Consider the following 18,912-nt stretch of genomic DNA (forward strand, 5'->3'; position numbering starts at 1 on the left):
GCACAAGTTCCATCTTTTTTGACAGGTAACCTAACCAGTTTGCCTCGTGGCCGGCGGGCCTCGTTTGGCTCTCTCGGGCGGTTTAGCGAACCTTGGCTCACTCCGTTGCGCCATGCCTCCTACGTCGGCACCGGAACGTTAAAAGGCCCTCCATAGCCAAACTGGTGTCTTTTGCTCTTAGCTACCGTTTATCTTACTTTATCTGAAAATCCAGAAGGTTTACCAACTTGTCTTCTCTACACTGACTTTGCTAACCTAACTAGCGCATGCTTTACCGGTGCGGGGCTAGTGACTTCCATACAAAAGCCAGTCTCCTGACAGGCAAATTCTAAACCATTTTACGTCAGTCAGTAGACTGACGTAAGTTCTTACGCATAAGTGGCGCTTCGCTTAACACTTGCGCGAGGTTGAGTATTTACTAATTCTAGTACCACAATAACCTGGAACAAGGTAGTTACAAGCAACCAACACTAGTTTGGCTGTTGAGGGCCTTTTAGCGTTCCGGTGCCGAAGAGGGAGGCATGTCGCAACGGAGTGAGCCAAGGTTCGCTAAACTGCCCGAGAGAGCCAAACGAGGCCCGCCGGCCACGAGGCAAAACTTGAAATATCAAATAAGTTAGCATCGCCATCTGGAGACTTGAAAAGGATCCAAGTAATAACCCTTGCTTCACACCAAAAGATTACGAAACCACAGCATCACTCCACTCCTTCTCGCCACAAACAGAACAAGCATTTTGTGCTTGATGCTTATGCGTAACAATATTGCCGCAATTGCAACAGGCGAAAGTATCCGAGGCTGCTTGCTGAGTATTCCGAAACTCTTTATCCCAATTAGGTAAGATAGAAAGCCCGGCTTTTTTTTCTTCGTCTTTTAAAATAGTAAAAGCTCCATTGGCTTCCAGGTAGGCACGTTTTACTTTTCCTAAATTACTTATTTGTTCAAAACGACACTGAGCAAAAACCTGCTCCTGACTCATGCGGGTATGCTGCAAGCATTCCAGTTGCAGTACCCCATCTTTAATTAGTACATCCACATCGCCCATTGTAATTTGTTCCAGATGGGGGTTATCCCGGGTACGGAGGGCAATGAATTTTTGAAAACAAATAATAACCAGGGCAATAATAAACACCGGTAATAATCCCCGGTCAGGAGCCAGAATAGCAACCCCGTTAGAAGCAGCTAAGGCTACTAAAGCCGCCATTTCGGACCGACTTAAACGGGCCGCCATGCGTTTACCCATTAGGCGCATGGCAAGCGTTAGAACCAGGTAAATAAAAAATACGCGGATAACAACTTCTATTAAAAAGCTCCAGGGAACCTCGCCCAGGAGAATACGCAAATAATCTGTAATATGAATATCTTCGGGTTTCATAAAATGTATATTAAGCGGCCACTGCGTAAGTCCAGGTATGTTCCTGGCAATTAGGGCAAGCTTGTTTATTAAATTTTGTTTGTTTAACAATATTACCGCAATGCAGACAGGCGGCGTAGGTATTATCCTGCGGTTCGGACTGGTGCAATTGTTCGTCTTTTTCCGGTAAAACCGATAATCCGGGTTTCGGATCTTCTTCTTTAAAAATGCTAAATAAACCCGACGATTCCAGGTAAGCGCGTTTTACTTCGCCTAAGTGAAGAATCTTCTGAGAGCGCAAACCGGCAAATACCTGCTCTTTAGAAATATTGTATTCCCTCATTTGATCTAATTGCAAAACGCCATCTTTCACCAACAGGCCAACGTCACCGTAAGCTAAAACTTCGGCTTTCCGCGATTTAAAGGTTAAATAATTATAACCTCGCTGAAAGATTACAGCACAGGCTAGACCTAAAATACCCAGTAAAATACCTTTATCTGGTAATTGCATTGGAACCGAAGCAATTCCCCCCAAAGTAATCATTACGGCAAGTTCGGTAATAGTTAACTGGGCGTTCATGCGTTTTCCTAACAAGCGCCAGGTAATAAGTAGAGCCACATAAATAATTATTGTCCGGATAAAAACCTCCAGCATAAATTCCCACGGAGAATTACCCAACAATAATCGTTGCCAATCCCCCAAATAAATCTCCTCTTTTTTCATAAGCTTACAATTACGAATTGGAAATGAAGAGGTTATGCAGAATTTTTACTGATTTAGGCAAACCACTTGTATTTATAACAAGAAAATACCGAACTAACACGTAGTCGTTTAAAAAATTTAGTATTTTGTTCAAATTACTGAAGTTGCAAAAAGAAGTATAAACGTAAAGAATCAAAAGGCACTACTTAGTTAAATTATATTCTATATACAAATAACCTGAAGGCTTAAATAGAAAGAATTTAATAAAAAGAATGTAGTTATTGAGATTACCCGTACTGTTTAGCACTAATTGCCCTTTGATTTTTATTCAGGTTTACAAACTTCTACTAATCGGGTTAAATGAGATATTTGCCATTCCCGAAAACTTATTGTACTTCTTTCGGTTAGGTAAGCAGAAAGTAAAATTTACTAAATACTTAACTGTAATGCAGGCATGAGCCACTATGTTTTAAAGCGAACCCATAAGTTACCCATTACTTTAGACCAAGCTTGGGATTTTTTTTCTTCACCGGACAACCTGGCTGAAATTACTCCCTCTTACATGGGTTTTGAAGTTCTAAGCAATTCGGATTCAACTAAAATGTACCCGGGCCAGATTATTACTTACTATGTGAAACCTTTGTTTGGCATTAAAATTTTCTGGATGACGGAAATCACCCACGTGGCAGATAAACAATACTTTGTTGATGAGCAGCGGTTTGGGCCGTACGCTTTATGGCACCATTCCCATTTTTTTAAAGAGATACCTGGTGGTGTGGAAATGCGGGACCAGGTGCATTACAAACTACCTTTTGGCCCGTTGGGAGCCTTAGTGCATGCCTTGTTCGTAAAAAAACAGTTAGAAGGGATTTTCGTCTATCGCCAGCAGGTACTAGAAAAACGCTTCGGAAAATTTATTAACAGGTAACCATTTGTACTTCTTCACTGAGGGTATTTTACTAACAAGGGTTATTCTTCAAATACAATGTCAGTTATAAGTCCGTTGGTGGTGAAAACACCAATGCCGGGTTCTAGCCTGGTTTTTGTCAATTTTTTAGTGCTCTTATTAGTTGCCTGAGAATACAACCAAAAAAACAAAACGCCATCGCTGTTTAAATTTTTATACGATTTTGGAAATACAGGCTTTAATCCGCTAATTGGCTTTCCTACCTGAATGGAGAATTTGTTAGTTCCCGTAGTGGGTGCCAGTACTTTAAATTCAGGGCCTTTAATCCGGAAGTAAATTACTTTATCTTGATAAAAAGAAATTTCGGCACCAGGATAACGGTAAACGGTAAAATCAACCTGGTCCATTTCGGCAAACTCAATGGTTTTACTCGTAGGTGGCCCGAAAGCTTTCACCAGACTAGCCGAATTGCTGGTCATGTTAAACTTTTGGTTCGAGGCTTTCCCGTTGCTTTTAGCAATTATTACTTTGTCAACCTGTAATTCGTCAAATTCGTGTAATTCTTCGGTTTCCTGGGCATAAACCGGATTTATTTTGGGTATTAATAATAGTAAAAAGTAAAAAAGAATAAAATATTTTTTTTTCATGACTTACTCGTATAAATCTTTCATGTTTGTACCCTTTCCTATTGTTCTACTTTAGTCACTCATCCGGATACAAAAACCTAGAAGGGAACAAGATAAAAAATCAATTTTTATTATAAAATATTTATATCCATTTATAAAAAACGACCATAGAAATTCAACTTTTAGTTACGTGCATTTTTAATTTTACAAATGATGCCGCTCCAACCATAAATTATTAATAGTAAAATTATTTAATTTAGCGTAAAGCCGTTCATTCTTACTGCAACGATTCCTTCAATAATATAATAATTTGCAAAAATTAGCAATTTGAATCCGGCTTATGGTTGCTACTTTTAAGAAGCTAATCAGAAATTCAAATGTAATTTCGGTGCTTTAATATACTATTAACCTTGCTGAGCAGGCACTTGGTAAAATTGCTTCATCTCTTTCAAACGGCTGCGCACCAGCTTTGATTTCAACGGCTCATACACCAACACTTCTTTGCCATTATCCCGCAGAATAATCCGGAAAGGCTGCTTCAATTTTTGGGTAAAATGGTAAACCGACAAATATTCCGCCAGGTCTTCGTTCCAACTGCTGGTACTGTATAAGGAGACGAAGGGCGTAGTGGATAAAGATTGGTATAATGAAGGTGCCTGCCTGATGGGTAAGGGCTTGCCGCCCCGGTAGCGGGTACTGTCGAACAAGGCCGGGCTATATTCTGCTGTTATACGGGTTCGGTCGCTCCAAATTCCTTTACTGAACCCAGAGGTTTGGGCCAGATGCAATGTACCGTCTACCATGTGGGTTGTTTCATGCAACAGCACGTAGAGTAAAGCACTCAGCGAACCAATATCGCAGGATACTTCCAGCGAAGAACCCTCGGCTTTAAAGCAAGTTCGTTCTTTCTCGGTCATCCATTCCGAAGCGGTTTGATGGAAGATTGCCGCCCGCACCGTAATATCGAAAACAGGAAAACTGCTGCTGTTTAGAGTAGTGGTAAGGGCGGTATTGGGCATATTATCTAAGAAATTAATACTTCGTAAATGTTCCTTTAAGACCTTTTGGTGCAGAGGTGGTAAGGCGGCTAATACTTGTTTTAGCTGGCTACGTTCATCGGTTGTTAACTCGTGCTCCCGGGGTGACATTCCTGCTTCACGGAACATTTGAAGGGTTTCCGGGGAGGTTACCCGCACCCGGTCAGTAAGTGGTTGCTGCGGATCCAAGTTAAACTGGCGCTGCGTTTCCTGGCGCATAATAGTAACGGAATCGGCCTTAATTTGCTTTTGCGCGAATGAATAACTACTAAACAAGAATGAACCAATAAAATACCATACAGCTAAAAGTAATTGTAGAGAATTTTGACTGATTTTTATCATAACAAATGGTCGTAAACAGGCGAATATCGTTTAAATTTACGAATAAGCCACAACCATGTTCTTCCGCACTTTTAAAGGTAATATTACTTTCATCCAGAATGTACACGTATTAAATTAAGCGTAATTATAAATATTTTGAGTGCACTCTGTTTCTTCGGTTGGGCAGCAGCAATGGGGCGTGCGATTTTTTAAATAAGGACTACTGCAATTCCAACAGGAGGCAGGATCCTCTTCCGATTTTAAGAAACTAAAGGTATCCAGGATATCTGCCAGAGGAAGCACTTGGTTTTCATGGGTAAAAATTACTTCGTGGCTGTTTATTACGGAAACTTTGCCAATGAAATTAAAACCTGCTTTTCGGATTCCTTTCTCCGAAGCTTTATTTTCCGGGGCATGCATAATCCAGAAGCAATCCAGGTTGGTTTTACCCCAATTTAAAATATAATGCAGCAAATGCGGGTAAATACCTAAGCCCCGGAATTCAACTAAAGTTCTAAAGTTCCAGAGGTAACCGTGCTGAAAAGGAAGTTTAAATCCATGGTTTAATTCTCCAATACGAGCTTTGTTTAAAGCTACCCAGCCAAATGCGGCCGGCTTATGGTGTAAATAAGCTACAAAGGCTTTATTTCCATCTAAAAACCGTTGGTTTGCTTCATCCAGGGTAATTTGTCCCAGTTGTGCCATAAAGGCCGAATCAAAATTCTCCTGAATAGTTAAGCCTTGAATTCCAGGAAGCACTGGAAGTTGATTTTTAAAATTATAGGAATATAACATGGCCGGAAGTATCGGATAGTGAAAGTTTGGGATATTAATGAACATGACAGGAATGTTCCGAAGAAACTGGGTTTAGATCGGGGTTTGCCGGATCTACCACGTCGAAGTTAGCCATCATACCGGCGGCATGGTGTTCCAGAATATGACAATGATACATCCAGCGGCCCGGCCGGTTATCGGGTACCCAGGCAATTTTAATTTTTGTTCGGGGGGGTAAATTGTAGGTATCTTTCCAGGCCAAATATTCGAGTGCTTTTCCGTTTTCTTCCAGTACCTGAAAAAAGAACCCGTGTAAGTGAAAAGGATGGTCCATGAGACTCGCGTTATTTACTTCCCAGATTTGCAATTCTCCAACATTAACCGGTTTATCGTTTACGTGCACATCGTTATTTACCAGAAAATCCATTCCATTTTTTAAACTGGGCCCAACCGAAAGTTTTACTTTTCTGGTGATAGAGGCATCTCGAGGTGCGAGTAATTCAATTTTTCTTAAATTTTCCGGGATTACAGCTATGGTAGGCTTCTGTTCTCCTACCCGAATAGTGGCAAATTGTTGTTGTTTGGGTTTTAAGAAAGTTACCCGGTTGTAAGGCAAAGATTCCAGCGGAATAGTTTCGCCTTCGGCAAATGGTCCGGCAATTATATCGTACCGTTCACCGGGGGTTATTAGCAATTGGGTTACTTTGCGGGATTGTTCCAATAAGCCGCCATCGGTGCTAATAACTTTAAATGCTTTTCCGTTAAGGTGCAAAACAAAATAACGCGCGCTGGCTGCATTAATAAATCTCCATCTTTCCTGCTGCCCAGCCGCCATATCTATAATAGGGTTTTCCTTACCATTAATCAGGAGGGTGTCGCCTTGGCGGCCATCATGTCTTTCGATAATGCGGGGAATAAACCAACCGGGTTTAGTAAATTCATTTTCTGCCGTAAGTTTCATGTCATCAATCATAAAAACCTTATCGGCATCCGCCTGTATAATGTCGGTTTCCTCTTCTACTATTAAAGCCCCGTACATGCCCCGCTCCATTTGTTCGGTTTCGTTGGCATGCGAATGATACCAGAACGTGCCGGCATCGGGTACTATAAACCGGTATTCAAAATCTTCGCCGGGTAAGATAGGTTTCTGCACTTCGCCGGTACCATCCATAGAAGCGGGCAAACGGATGCCGTGCCAATGAATAAAAGTAGGCTGCTCTAGATTATTGGTAACCTTAACAATTAGCTCCTCTCCTTTTCGGGCTTTTAAGGTTGGCCCCGGTAGTTGTTGATTAAACCCCCAGGCTTTAATTGTTTTTTCGGTTGAAACTTGCCACTCAAATTCGCTGGCAGTTAAGTGGTAATAATTCTGATTAGCTTTCATAATTGGGAAGATTTAAGTAAAAGTTAGTTGGTAGGAGGGTTAAAATTTATAGGTTATTCCCTTTGGAGAACAAGACAAAGTTACATTGCCAAGACGCCCTTTTTCTTATATAATTTTATCAACGTTTTATAAAATTACGTTAGAAATTTAATTATATTTAATTGATAATTAGGCTATTATCCTATTCAATTACTAGAGATTTAGAGGAGATAGCACTAGTTGAGAAGAAACCTACTGCGCCATTGCTGATGTTGGTGGGCAGATTGGCCGGATTCCGCCCCATTAAACCACCCTGGTTAGCTAAATCGCTCATAGCGGCGTAAAAATCATAGGCTTCTTTGGTAAGCGATAACAGATTTACTTCTAGTTGGTCGTTCTGGGCAAAAGCAGTAAATAGCTGTAAATCGTCCAGGTAAGAGCCATCGTATAATTTATCTTCGGTTACCAGAATATCACTGGATTGCTGTTGCCGAAGCTGGCCGTTTACCACTACATATAGTTTATAATAGTTTTTTACCCCAGCTATATCCTGAAAAGCAGTGGAGATATAATACCCTTCTTCGCGGCCATAATCGTCGTTTTTACCATCCACATATTCATAAGTTACTTTGTCTAAAGTGGGTACCGAATTCAATACTGAGGTTGCCGTGTACGATTGCCCGTTAGCCAGGATGGTAAGCGTATAACTTCGTCCAATTACCCCTTTAAAATCTGTCGCGGGCTTGTACAACCCATTGGTTTCATGGATGAATGGAATAGTATTGCCGGCATTATCGGTTATTATTACCTGGGCATCGTTAACGGGAGTGGGTTCTACATTTTTAGCATAGGGTGCCGATAAGGTTAATTTTACCGTGTTTTGGTTAGCCTGGTCAGTTATAATGGCTTCAACGGCTAGTTTCGGTTCACTTTGTTTCAGGTCCAGGTCTACTACGGTTTCACAACTGGTTAATGCCAGCATCAGAAAACTGAAAAAGAAAAAAACAAAATTTTTCATAGTTGTATTTTGACAATGGGTGATTAAAAAAGAGATAATTTTAAAATTTAAAATTGTAGGTAACCGCCTGAATGGCTGCCCCAATAATGGAGATTTCTTTTGATTCCATCCGGGAAGGTGTTTCTTCGGTTTGGTCTAGTTGAACCGAGAACACGTTCTTGCGACCATAGGCATTAAATACCGAGAAATTCCAGCTGGATTCGTATTTCTGCCCCGGTTGTTTTTTATTATTTAGGGTTAAAGATAAATCCAGGCGGTGATAATCGCGGAGCCGGTAACCGTTGCGTTCGGTATAAATGGGTACAATTATATTACCGTTGCGGTAGGAGCCCGAAGGCATGGTTACCACATTGCCACTGCTATACATCTGGTTTGCCCCGAGGGTTAGACGGTCCGAGATCTGGTAAGACATTACCACCGCCAGGTTGTGCGGCTTATCTTGCCGCACCGGGTAGGCTTTGTCGCTATTAATGCCTTTTATGGTGCGCTCCGTGTGGGATAAGGTGTAGCTGGCCCAGCCAGTTAAACGGCCGGTTTGTTTTTTAACCATTAATTCCAGGCCATACGCTTTTCCGGTACCCGTTAAAATTTCGGTTTCCAGGTTATTATTTAATAGCAGTTCGGCGTTATCGCGGAAATCAATTTGGTTTTTCAGGTCTTTGTAATACACTTCCGCGGAGGCCTCCAAGGTATTTTGGCGGAAATTCCGGAAATAGCCCAGTGCTATTTGGTTGGCCGATTGCGGCTTAATGTATTTGCCCGACGGAATGTACACATCAAACGGCGAGGCCGAAGTAGCATTGGAAGCCAGGTGCAGGTATTGTAGGGTACGGTTGTAAGAAGCTTTTAAGGAGCTGTTCTCGTTTAGCAATAAGCGGGCAGATAGGCGCGGTTCGAAACCGCCCTGCGTTTTGTAAATGTGGGTGCGGGCGTAAGTAACGGTATCTGTTACGAGTTGGTGGGTAGCATCGTAATTCTGTACCCGACCGCCCATATTCTGGAAAAAGGAATACCGCAAACCATACGTAAAAGAAAAATGGGGCGAAATTTCCTGCTCATTGCTCAAATAAAAAGCATTTTCCAGGGCATATTTTTCGTCGAGCAAGAGTTCCCTCACTACCGAAGTTTCAGACCGCGGCTGAATGATACCCGGCTTAAAAGTATGGTAAATAGAGCTAAGACCAAATTTTATGGTATTGCGGTTATTCGGAAAGTAAGAAAAATCAGCTTTTAAATTTACATCCTCAATATTAGACTTCCAGCTAAAAGCCGTGTTGCCGCTGGGCATACCAATATTGTAGTTAAAGTTGCTGTAAATGGCCGTAAAGTTAGAGAACAGTTTATCGGTGAATAAATGATTCCAACGGGCCGTAGCGGTTGCATTACCCCAATCCATGCGCATGAGTTCTTTATACTGGAACACATCCCGGCCAAAGTAACCCGAAATAAATAAACGGTCTTTTTTGCCAATTTTATAGTTTAACTTAGTGTTAAGGTCGTAGAAGTACAGCTTATTTTTATTAATATTTTCATCGGAGCTTAACTTCAGGAACATATCGGCGTAGGTACGGCGCCCCGATAGAATAAACGAGCTTTTATCTTTTACAATAGGGCCTTCCAGGGTAAAGCGACTGGCTATGGTGCCTATTCCGCCATATGCATCAAAGTGTTTGTTGTTGCCTTCTTTCATCCGGATGTCTACCAGAGAAGATAAGCGACCGCCGTATTCGGCCGGGATACCACCTTTGTAAAGTTCTACTTCTTTTATCGCATCGGCATTAAACACCGAAAAGAAACCCATCAGGTGAGAAGCATTATAAACGGGCGCTTCATCCAGTTGAATTAAATTCTGGTCGATGCTACCGCCCCGCACGTAGAAACCAGAAGTGCCTTCCCCACCCGATTGTACCCCGGGCAGCATCTGGATGGTTTTCATCACGTCTACTTCCCCCATAAAAGCAGGTAAAGTTTTAATAGTTTCCATGGGCAGAACGTCGGTACTCATCTTGTTTTGCTGGACGTTTGCATCTTTTTTGTGACTGGTAATAACTACTTCCTGCAGGGTGGCCGCACTCGGGGTAAGTTCCAGATTCAAGTTTATATTCTGATTCAGGTAAATGGATTGGGCAATGGCAGTATAACCCAAATAAGAATAAACCAAGGTGTATGGACCGGCGGGTAAGGTTAAAGAGTAAAAGCCGTAGGTATTCGTAGTGGTTCCGGCTGTACTACCTTGTACGCTAATGGTGGCGCCAACCAGATCTTCCCCGTTCTGGGTGTCTTTTAAGTTCCCGCTGATGGTATACTTTTGTTGCCCGTACATCACCAGCGGGAAAAAGAGTAAAAATAGGAATACTAATTTTTTCATAATTTTATGGTTTGTGGTTTTAGGATTTTTCTGGTAAGGAATAAGAAAGCTGGCGGCTGTTATATTTGTAAGAACCTATTTGTAGTTCCCAGAGAATAATTGCTGTTGGCTGCTCTAAGAGAAGCGTTTAAAAAATATTTCCTATTCTTTTTATTAACTACTCTGTTTGAATAGGACAAAGGTACTTTGCTCTTCTGCCCTAGCCTTTACAAAATTTTAGAGATATTTTATATAATTTTATAGATAAGGAAAGTTGGTAGCAGAGCCTTTCATTTCTATTTGATAAGAATTAGTAAAAGAAAACAGCTAATAGCCTCCTAAAGGGATGAGAATGGGACTGACCCAGCGCGATGCCACAGATAACCTATAGTAAATACCCGCAAGTGCATATTTAATAATATTCCTTATCTCTTCAACGCTGTTTCCTTTAATCCACTCTTTAGCTAAATTTTCATTCTATTCATTGAAATAATGTATCAACTTATTCCAGAAACAAACATTTAAAAAAAATCTAAAACTACATTAATACATATCTTTTAAGCTTATCCCCATTCCCAATTCAAGAACTGCATTTTCCAAGATCCCAGCTAGGCCATCTTTCAGGGGAATGTACAACCGGCTACTAAAAAAATATTTTTTTCGCCCTAGTTTTAAATTATACAGCCAACCATAGTCAGAAGTAAGGCTTTTTGATTTGGTTGTTATTTGCTCGGGTATTTCTTTATTGTAAAAGGAGCCAGAGAAAGTATTATATTTCACCCCTGCCAGAAAAGAAAAGACATGCGAAGCTTTTCTGGTATTAAAGGACGCACCCAGGCCAATTTTTTGATAAAAGGTATAACTATAATTCTTCTTCACATCTGGTACCCAGGCAATTTCACCTTCCGAGGAAAAAGCACTATGAGTGATAAAGCTTATTTTTTGTTTTAACCGGTATTGCAGTAAGTTTGATACCTGTACATCCGGGCCACCTATAAAACTATTTAAACGCGTTCCAATGGCAGGTTCCAAAGTAAAGTGGCGGAAGGGGTATTTTGAACAAGATATATTCGTTTGGGCGAAGCTTAGGTAGCTACTACTCCATAAACAAAGAATTAGGATGTGCTTATACATGTTATCTATTTTTATAATAAAAATGAATGGCTTTTTCAATATCTGTATTCTTGGATGCCAGATGACCTTTGCCCGGTACCAGGGAAAATAAAGAGGTAGTATGAGGGTAAAAATTTACTAATCGCCGGTAAAATAAATCGTTAGCCACTAACAAGTCTTTCTCAGTACTGCCCGCGCCCACAAATACCAATTGCTTCTTATTTTTTATAGAAGGCCTGATTTGCTGTTCGTATTGGAGAATAATGGAATTATCATAAAATAAGGACGGACTAAGCAAGAGATAATTGCCAAACAACTCGTTATGTTTAATAAAAGCATACGCTCCTAACAGCCCCCCATAAGAATGACCAATAATGGTTCTTTGACTGCGCAGCGTATCTGCCCGATAATCCGTCTGAATGCGGGGAATTAATTCTTCTTTGATAAAGGTTAAAAAAGCCGCGCTCCCTCCTTTTCCATGATGTGTAACAGTTGGGGTATAATCTATATCCCGGGCATTATCTTTTTTATACCGAATACCTATTACTATTACATTGGACTTATTCAAAGCCGCACTTACTTTTTTTGAGGTTATAGCCACAAAGTCTTCGTCCTGTTCGGCATCCAGCACATACAGGGTAGCATAGGTATTAGCAGAAAGGGAGTAATCTTCGGGTAAGTGAACAGAAATAGTATAATCCCGGCCAGTATTCGCCGAAGTAAGGGAAAACGATTCTACTAGGTTTGGATCTATATTTTCTTCTTCACAACTGAAAAGAAATACTAAAACGGAATAGAAAAGAAACTTTTTCATCTTGCATAATTGATTTTTGATTTTTATAATTCTAATAGATAGGAGACTCACAATCGATTAACCTGATCTGAATCTTTTTTGGGCAAAGCCGTTGCCAGCCCTTACTGCTGCCAGCAGCAGTAAGGGGAACAGAAGAACCAGGTTATTGAGGAGGGAAATGGCTTAATTAATAGCCTTTAATAGTTTTTGCAATTGCCGGGCAGTTTTAAAACCACACTGGGCGGCCACGTAGTCTACGGTATAATAAGGATTATTTAAAAATGTTTTTGCTTTTTCTACCCGGAGGTGGGTCAGGTATTCCAATATAGTAATGCCCGTTTTTTCTTTGAAAACCCGGCTTAAGTTGCGGGGGCTCATGGCAACCAGGGAAGCTAAATTTTCAATCCGGTTATCTCCGGCTAAGTTATTAATTAAGTGGTCCTGTACTTCGTGAATGTGGGGATTAAGGTGGTTGCGATAATCCAGGTAAATGCTTTCTTGTTTGTGTTTTTGACTCCGGCGCTGATAGACGACCAAACCTCGGGCAATTTGGTGGGTAAAAAAAGCTCCTTTCAGGTCCTCTAAAACCGATAGGGCCAGATCAATGCCGGCGCTTATTCCGGCACTGGTGTAAATATTATCTTGCTTAACGTATAAGGTATCGCCAATAACTTTTGCCTGAGGAAAGCGTGCTTGCAAATCCTTTACACGGCGCCAATGAGTGGTACATTCGCGGTTGTTCAATAATCCGGCTTCGCCTAAAATATAAGCAGCATTGCAAACCGAACAAACAGTAACCTGTTTATCAGCACAGGCCTTCACCCAGGAAAAAAAATCTACTTCTGCTTTAAATTCAGCACTGTTTAGGTAATCAAATTCCATACCCGGAATAAAAAGGAAATCTTCTTGCTGTAAGTAAGCTTCTATATAAGGTAATACCTTTCCCATGGGTAATCCCGCACTGCTTACATTTTCAGGTTGGTAGGAGTAGAATTCTAAACTTACCTCCAGGCCATAAGCCTTGGCTTCGGTAAAAACCTGGAGGGGACCCGCCAAATCCAACAATTCTACGCAGGGAGGAATTATAAAAGCTATTTTCACAGTTGTAAGCGATTAGTTGAAGAATAATGATGGGTATAAAGCCTTCTTTAAAGCATCAATAAAAGATACTTTTTGGTAAAGAAAGAGGTTAATTTACTTTTGAAAGTATGGTTTTAGTAAATTTCTCTTCTTAATTATAATCTAACATGAGCTTAACCGATTTTTGAAAATTGGAGCCATACTGCCTTTTAATCCGGTCCAGGCAAACAAGAAAAGGATATTGTAACGATTCTCTTTGATACATAACCAACTCTTTGTGGGCGATTAAGCTAGCCGCCTTTCTGGAAAAATTTTCCGGTCTTAAAACATGCAATTCGTCTAAGGTTTTTACTGGTAAATTGGCGGTAGGCAGTAAAGTTAAACCATACTGCGACGTTACCGATGTACCATTTAGAACAAAAGTATTCAGGGAAGCCGGAAAAGTGCGGGTATAGGTATCTAACACCGAAGCCAATTCAAATTCATTGATACTATCCTGCAAGAGAACACCCAAATTCTTGTCTTTTTTGAATAACACCTTTTTTGCAATAGTAAGAACGGCGGAAGTATTGAATGGTAAATTTTGGTGAATGGTTTTAATTTCCGCATGCGGATAATGCACTTGTTTCATTACTTTTTCCATTACCGATTTCCCAAATACTTCTTCAATAACCGCTAAACTTCCTTCGGTAGCATTGGATACGCCGGCGGTGCTGTACAGATTATTACTTTTGGTGTAACTTACCTGCTGAACCCAATTACCCTTTGGGTAAAGTTTTTTGGCCTTGTTCCAATCGCTGGAATGAGTGGTTATTGGTTTGCCATCGTACAAACTGGTTGCCGCAGCCGTTACGGAGCCGTCGCATACAGCTAGAATAATGTTATCGCCGGTATATTGTTGCTTTATCCAGGCTACTGTGGTGGGGTTTGGGGGTGTTTTAAGATAAACGGTTTGGTTCGGAATAACAATTACATCTGATTTCAGGCGCAAGGAATCTATTTCGGAAAAGGAGAAATGGGGAAGAATAAAAAGACTATTTACTAATAAAATAGGCGCTTTTCTCTCGGATACAACGTAAACATTTGCTTTTTCAGTCGCATTAAATAAATAGTAGGGCGCCATTAGGTCAAACATCTCCGTTCCGTTATTCTCCGCTACAATAAATACGGTCTTTTTTTCTTTATCAAAAGTTGGGTGCGACCAGGGCATGTTATTTTTGCCGGTATAAACTTTTAAACCTTGGGCAATAACCGGTTGCAGGGCCAGGTAGCCCAAGAAGCTAAGCACCAAAAGGCTGGTGATAATAGAGAACACGATTGTCTTTGTCTTTTTCATTTGTTTATTGGATTTAAGGTTACACGATTAGAACTCGAGGGATGAAAAAGTAGATTAACTTATTCGTTTTCATCACGTTGTAAAATTAAACCCTGAAAGAGGAGTTTGAAAGGACAGGTTAGCGTCCATTTCGGACAAATAATTGTATGAAAGAGGACATGGGATGCTACTTTGCTTTTACTTACAATTAAGTTAGGCTCTGAAGGTTATAATTATTAAAAATAGAAAGGCACAATTTCCTTATTCTGAAAAAGACAATAGCTGTTGGAATGAAAATTAGGTAAAGAAGCAGAAATACTTCCCTTTACAAATAATAAGTGATAATTGGTATAGAAGCAACCGTTAATTAGTATATAGATAGCTGTTTCTATTCATACCTATATTGTACTAGCCGAGTTGTAGGTCGGGTATTCTTAGGTTATTGTTCAGAAAAATTGGCTGCATGTCTATCTCCTACCTGGCTAACCAGGTTCCATAATAGCTTTGTAAATAAGGCCCTGTTTAATAGATTTGCTTAGGCTTTAACCGACATTGTATAAAATAGCTTCAGGCACCTTGGCCTCCTCGAAAGCAAAAATCCGCATGTAACATTGGTAGTTCAAGCTTTTAGTAAATTTTTATCTTAAACTTAAGGGAGCGTGCATACTTTTTTAATGCTTTTAGTTTAAGGCTACTTGTTCATTAGTTACCTGTATAATTCCTTTCATTACCTGCCAGTGACCTGGAAATGAACAGATAAAAGGATACATTCCAGGTTTGGATGGTGATTTAAAATTCAGGCGAAAGCTTTTACCGGCATTAACCAACGGAGTCGCAAATAAAACTTCGGGCAAGTCAGGTACAAAGTTTTTTTCATACCCGTCTTTTAAACTGGCCATAGCATCAGCGGCTTTTCCCACTTTCTCCATACTTCCCGGCATAACAATTACTACATTATGCGCCATCTGATCGCGGTTCTCAAAAATAAGCGAAATAAGCTTATTCGCCGGAATAGTAATTGTTGATTTGTCAAACAACATTTTTCCTGGAAGCGAAGCCAAATGAATAACCAATCCCTCCTTTTTTGGACTAGACGACTTGGCTGCATTGACGTTACGAATCTGATCGGAAGTTGGAAGTACTTTCAGATTATTCCGGAACTGAGTTACCGCGGTAACATTCTCTAATGCGGTATAATCCTCTTGGGAAAGAGCCCGGTAGGAAAAGGAATGCCACATCGGATCATCTTTTACAAAGTACTCCGTTGCATCTAAGTCCTTTTGCGAAGCTAGCGGGCGCAGTAAGCGATTTGCTTTTTCGGGTTCATTGGCCAGAAAAGCTTTATCTTTCCGGAACATTGCCATCCAAACGGGTTTCAGATGTTTAAACGATTCCGCTAAAGCATAATCTATATAATCATCTGTGGGTAGCTCCGTAGTCGCTAATAAAGCTTTTACCACTGCTTCTGATGGAAAATTACTTAAGGCCGCAATAGCTTCTACCCTTACGCGCGGGGCTGGGTCCTGCGACATGGTAATTAACTTCTTCTCCGCGCCTTTTATCTTTTCTTTTTGATAAAACAATACCCGGGTGGCCGCTGCTCTTATCGAATAATCCTTACTTTTTAAAAGCTCTGCGAGCAGCTTTTCTTCCGGGTGATTGAACTGCTGGTAAACCCAAAGCCCCTCTAGCTTATAATATTCATAGTTCGGATCGGAAGGATTTAGCTGCGCAAGCCACTTTTCCAGGACCGGAATAACCTGTTCTTCCGGAAACTCTCTTAGCTGAGTTCTGGCCCGGTACCGGATTCTGTCTTCATAAACTGTTAATTGGTTTAAAAGCTCGTTAATGCTTAACCGGGTAAGATCAATCGGTTTTAAAGCTGCTTTATTTTGGTAGGTAATCCGCCAGATCCGGCCCCGGGTATGATCCCGCTGAGACTCCCGGAATCCTTGTTCACCGTGTTGAATAATGGGGTCGTACCAATCCAGTACATACAAGGCGCCATCAGGGCCAAACTTTAGGTCTACCGGCCGGAAACTAGGGTCTTTGGATTGCAGCAAGGGTTCAATTTCTTCTGCTACAATACCACTTCCTTTTTCTGTAAGCTTATGTTGCTTAATGCCCTGAAAGCCGATAAAAGTGTTAAAAAGAATATTGCCCTGGGCGCTCTCCGGAAACTGCCGGCTGGATACAATTTCTATTCCGCAAGTTTTGGGCCTTTGCCTGGAAGTAAGAAAATCCTTCATTTCCTTATGCTTGATCGGGTAGTTGATAGCAACAGTTAAAGGCGGGGCAAAATAATTCATTCCAGTAGAAACATCCCCGATTATATGCGTGCCGTTGCGGGTAAATACATTGCCCCAGGGATTCGCATAAGGATAAGAGACATAGGGCTCTAATTTCATTGTCCGGGGTTCGTAGCGCCAGGTTACTCCGTTAGCTCCTCTTACCGGGCCATAAGGTGTTTCTATCTGGGAATGCAGAAAAGTACCTTCGTGCATATATAAAGCCCCATCCGGGCCCCAGGTGTAATTGCTGATGGCATGGTGCGCATCTTCGGTGCCGAAGCCGCGGAGCAGGATTTTTCGGCTATCTGCTTTACCGTCTCCGTTCGTGTCTTTTAAAAATACAAAATCCGGAGCTTGGGTCACATAAGCGCCTCCGTCTCCTAGTTCAAACCCTAAAGGTAGGTACAAACTGTCGGCGAATACCCGGTGTTTATCTGCCTTGCCATCCTGATTGGTATCTTCCAGAATAATAATTTGGTCGTTGGGCGGGCTACCCGGATAATAGTGGGGGTATGACGGCATTGTTCCCACCCACATTCTGCCTTTCGCATCAAAAGTAAACGATACCGGGTTGGCAACTGGAAAATCTAGTTCCGAAGCAAATAATTCTATTTGATAACCTTTTGGCAGAACAAACTGGGATTTGGCTTTTGTAAGTGCTTCTCTCGATTCTTTAAGGGGTTCATATTGCTTATTATACTGAATAATGTTCTGGATTTTTTTAATATCCGGACCATTGCTGGTTTTTACTCCTTTCCAGATAGCGCTGTCCAGTCGCAGAATAATTTTATCAATTTTCGCTAACTCCGACCTTAGGGTTTGTCCACCCGCCCATTCTCGCCGGCGGCCGTAAATATATTCCTCGTTTCCGGCTTTGTACTTGTAAAAGAAATGGCGGTTTTTTATTCCTATTGCCTTTTGTAGATGAATAGAAAATAAGTCATTGGTCCAGGTAGAAATTGATAAGTCTAACGCTTGAGCCATTATTTCGCTGACTGCTTTGTACCCCCGCTCATTTAAATATATTCCGTTGGAGGTTAAAGAATCTGTTTCGCTTTTCATCCGTTCGGCGGTAGGCTCGTACAAATTGATAAAGGGAATATTTAGCTTTTGGGCAACCTCCTGCATACCCTGGGTATATTGCTTCAGGTTTTGGTTATGTACAGCGGGGTCGGGTAAGAATCCTCCCAGCATTTCGTGTGCAATTGGGGAAACCAGAATAATTTGGGGGTTGGAGTGACCGTTAAACTTTTGCTGCTGTAAATGTCTTAGGTAATTAGCCAGTTGATGCTTAAAGCTTTCTAAACTATCAGAGCCTTGAAAAGCTTCATTTAGCCCAAAAAAAGCAAAAATAATATCCGCTTTTTGTTCTTGCAGGTGCTCATAAACGGTTCCAAAATTTACGGGCCTGGGTTGTAAATTTACTTCATCGGCACTCCAGGCTAAATTTCGGATTTTAAGATTGCGCTCCGGAAAACTTTTATATAGAAGAGTTTCAAAATAATTTTGATCCTGAAGGCCGACGGCAAAAGTATTTCCCAGGAAAACAATTTTACTATTTTGCTCCGGATTTAAAGAATTTACTACCTCATTTCTGCTGCAGGAAAAAAGAAAAGATAGCAAAACCGGAACGATCAATGTCAAGAACTTTTTGTTCATTAGGAGAACCGTTATAAATCTTTAGAACTTACTTTTATTCCGAATCCACCATCTATTTATTCCCCGTAAAAAAAGGACCACATACATTCACCTTCATCATGGAAGCGGCAATTTATCTTACAAGCATACTCCCGCTCCTATTCTTATGAAAACTAAATTTTATATATTTGTAGGAGGAAAGCACTACTATGCTCTGTAAAAAGCTTTTATATT

General features: G+C 40.9%; 14 protein-coding genes. 1 reads left to right on the top strand and 13 read right to left on the bottom strand.

The features are described from left to right. Window positions 1-680: 680 nt before the first annotated feature. Together HUW48_RS12120 and HUW48_RS12125 are read right to left on the bottom strand one after the other, a co-directional pair. Entirely contained in the window at window positions 681-1,373 is a 693-nt protein-coding gene (locus tag HUW48_RS12120) for a DUF421 domain-containing protein (RefSeq protein WP_182415916.1), read from the bottom strand. Between the two features lie 10 nt (window positions 1,374-1,383). Beyond that, the gene (locus tag HUW48_RS12125) at window positions 1,384-2,076 is read right to left on the bottom strand and encodes a YetF domain-containing protein (RefSeq protein WP_182415917.1); all 693 of its coding nucleotides are present in this window, start codon (window positions 2,074-2,076) and stop codon (window positions 1,384-1,386) included. Between the two features lie 433 nt (window positions 2,077-2,509). Between HUW48_RS12125 and HUW48_RS12130 the strand changes: the two genes are divergently transcribed. Beyond that, window positions 2,510-2,983 carry an SRPBCC family protein gene (locus HUW48_RS12130; protein ID WP_182415918.1) on the top strand — a complete coding sequence of 158 codons (474 nt, stop codon included), beginning with the start codon at window positions 2,510-2,512 and terminating at the stop codon, window positions 2,981-2,983. 41 nt (window positions 2,984-3,024) lie between these two features. Here the strand turns inward: HUW48_RS12130 and HUW48_RS12135 are convergent, their stop codons facing one another. The 11 genes from HUW48_RS12135 to HUW48_RS12185 form a co-directional block, all read right to left on the bottom strand. Then, window positions 3,025-3,609 (bottom strand): hypothetical protein, encoded by a 585-nt coding sequence (locus HUW48_RS12135; RefSeq protein ID WP_182415919.1) that lies wholly within the window; start codon window positions 3,607-3,609, stop codon window positions 3,025-3,027. A gap of 383 nt (window positions 3,610-3,992) precedes the next feature. Continuing rightward, a complete protein-coding gene (locus HUW48_RS12140; protein ID WP_182415920.1) occupies window positions 3,993-4,967 on the bottom strand; it encodes a hypothetical protein in 975 nt (324 codons plus the stop codon). A 114-nt stretch (window positions 4,968-5,081) separates the two neighbouring features. Next, entirely contained in the window at window positions 5,082-5,705 is a 624-nt protein-coding gene (locus HUW48_RS12145; protein ID WP_220464021.1) for a GNAT family N-acetyltransferase, read from the bottom strand. A 70-nt stretch (window positions 5,706-5,775) separates the two neighbouring features. After that, entirely contained in the window at window positions 5,776-7,104 is a 1,329-nt protein-coding gene (locus tag HUW48_RS12150) for a multicopper oxidase family protein (protein ID WP_182415922.1), read from the bottom strand. A gap of 181 nt (window positions 7,105-7,285) precedes the next feature. Then, entirely contained in the window at window positions 7,286-8,101 is an 816-nt protein-coding gene (locus HUW48_RS12155) for a DUF4249 domain-containing protein (RefSeq protein ID WP_182415923.1), read from the bottom strand. A 40-nt stretch (window positions 8,102-8,141) separates the two neighbouring features. Further along, window positions 8,142-10,469: a TonB-dependent receptor gene (locus tag HUW48_RS12160; protein WP_182415924.1), complete on the bottom strand. Its 2,328-nt coding sequence runs from the start codon at window positions 10,467-10,469 to the stop codon at window positions 8,142-8,144. Window positions 10,470-10,991: 522 nt separating this feature from the next. Further along, complete coding sequence (locus tag HUW48_RS12165; protein WP_182415925.1) at window positions 10,992-11,480, bottom strand: hypothetical protein; 489 nt, start codon at window positions 11,478-11,480, stop codon at window positions 10,992-10,994. A gap of 103 nt (window positions 11,481-11,583) precedes the next feature. Then, window positions 11,584-12,375, bottom strand: a complete 792-nt coding sequence (locus HUW48_RS12170; protein ID WP_182415926.1) for an alpha/beta hydrolase — start codon at window positions 12,373-12,375, stop codon at window positions 11,584-11,586. A 162-nt stretch (window positions 12,376-12,537) separates the two neighbouring features. Continuing rightward, entirely contained in the window at window positions 12,538-13,455 is a 918-nt protein-coding gene (locus HUW48_RS12175) for a GlxA family transcriptional regulator (protein WP_182415927.1), read from the bottom strand. A gap of 130 nt (window positions 13,456-13,585) precedes the next feature. After that, the gene (locus HUW48_RS12180; protein WP_182415928.1) at window positions 13,586-14,770 is read right to left on the bottom strand and encodes a DJ-1/PfpI family protein; all 1,185 of its coding nucleotides are present in this window, start codon (window positions 14,768-14,770) and stop codon (window positions 13,586-13,588) included. A 659-nt stretch (window positions 14,771-15,429) separates the two neighbouring features. Next, window positions 15,430-18,699 (bottom strand): PVC-type heme-binding CxxCH protein, encoded by a 3,270-nt coding sequence (locus tag HUW48_RS12185; RefSeq protein WP_182415929.1) that lies wholly within the window; start codon window positions 18,697-18,699, stop codon window positions 15,430-15,432. Window positions 18,700-18,912: the final 213 nt, after the last annotated feature.

This window comes from Adhaeribacter radiodurans (genome assembly GCF_014075995.1).
GTDB classification, from domain to species: Bacteria; Bacteroidota; Bacteroidia; order Cytophagales; family Hymenobacteraceae; genus Adhaeribacter; species Adhaeribacter radiodurans.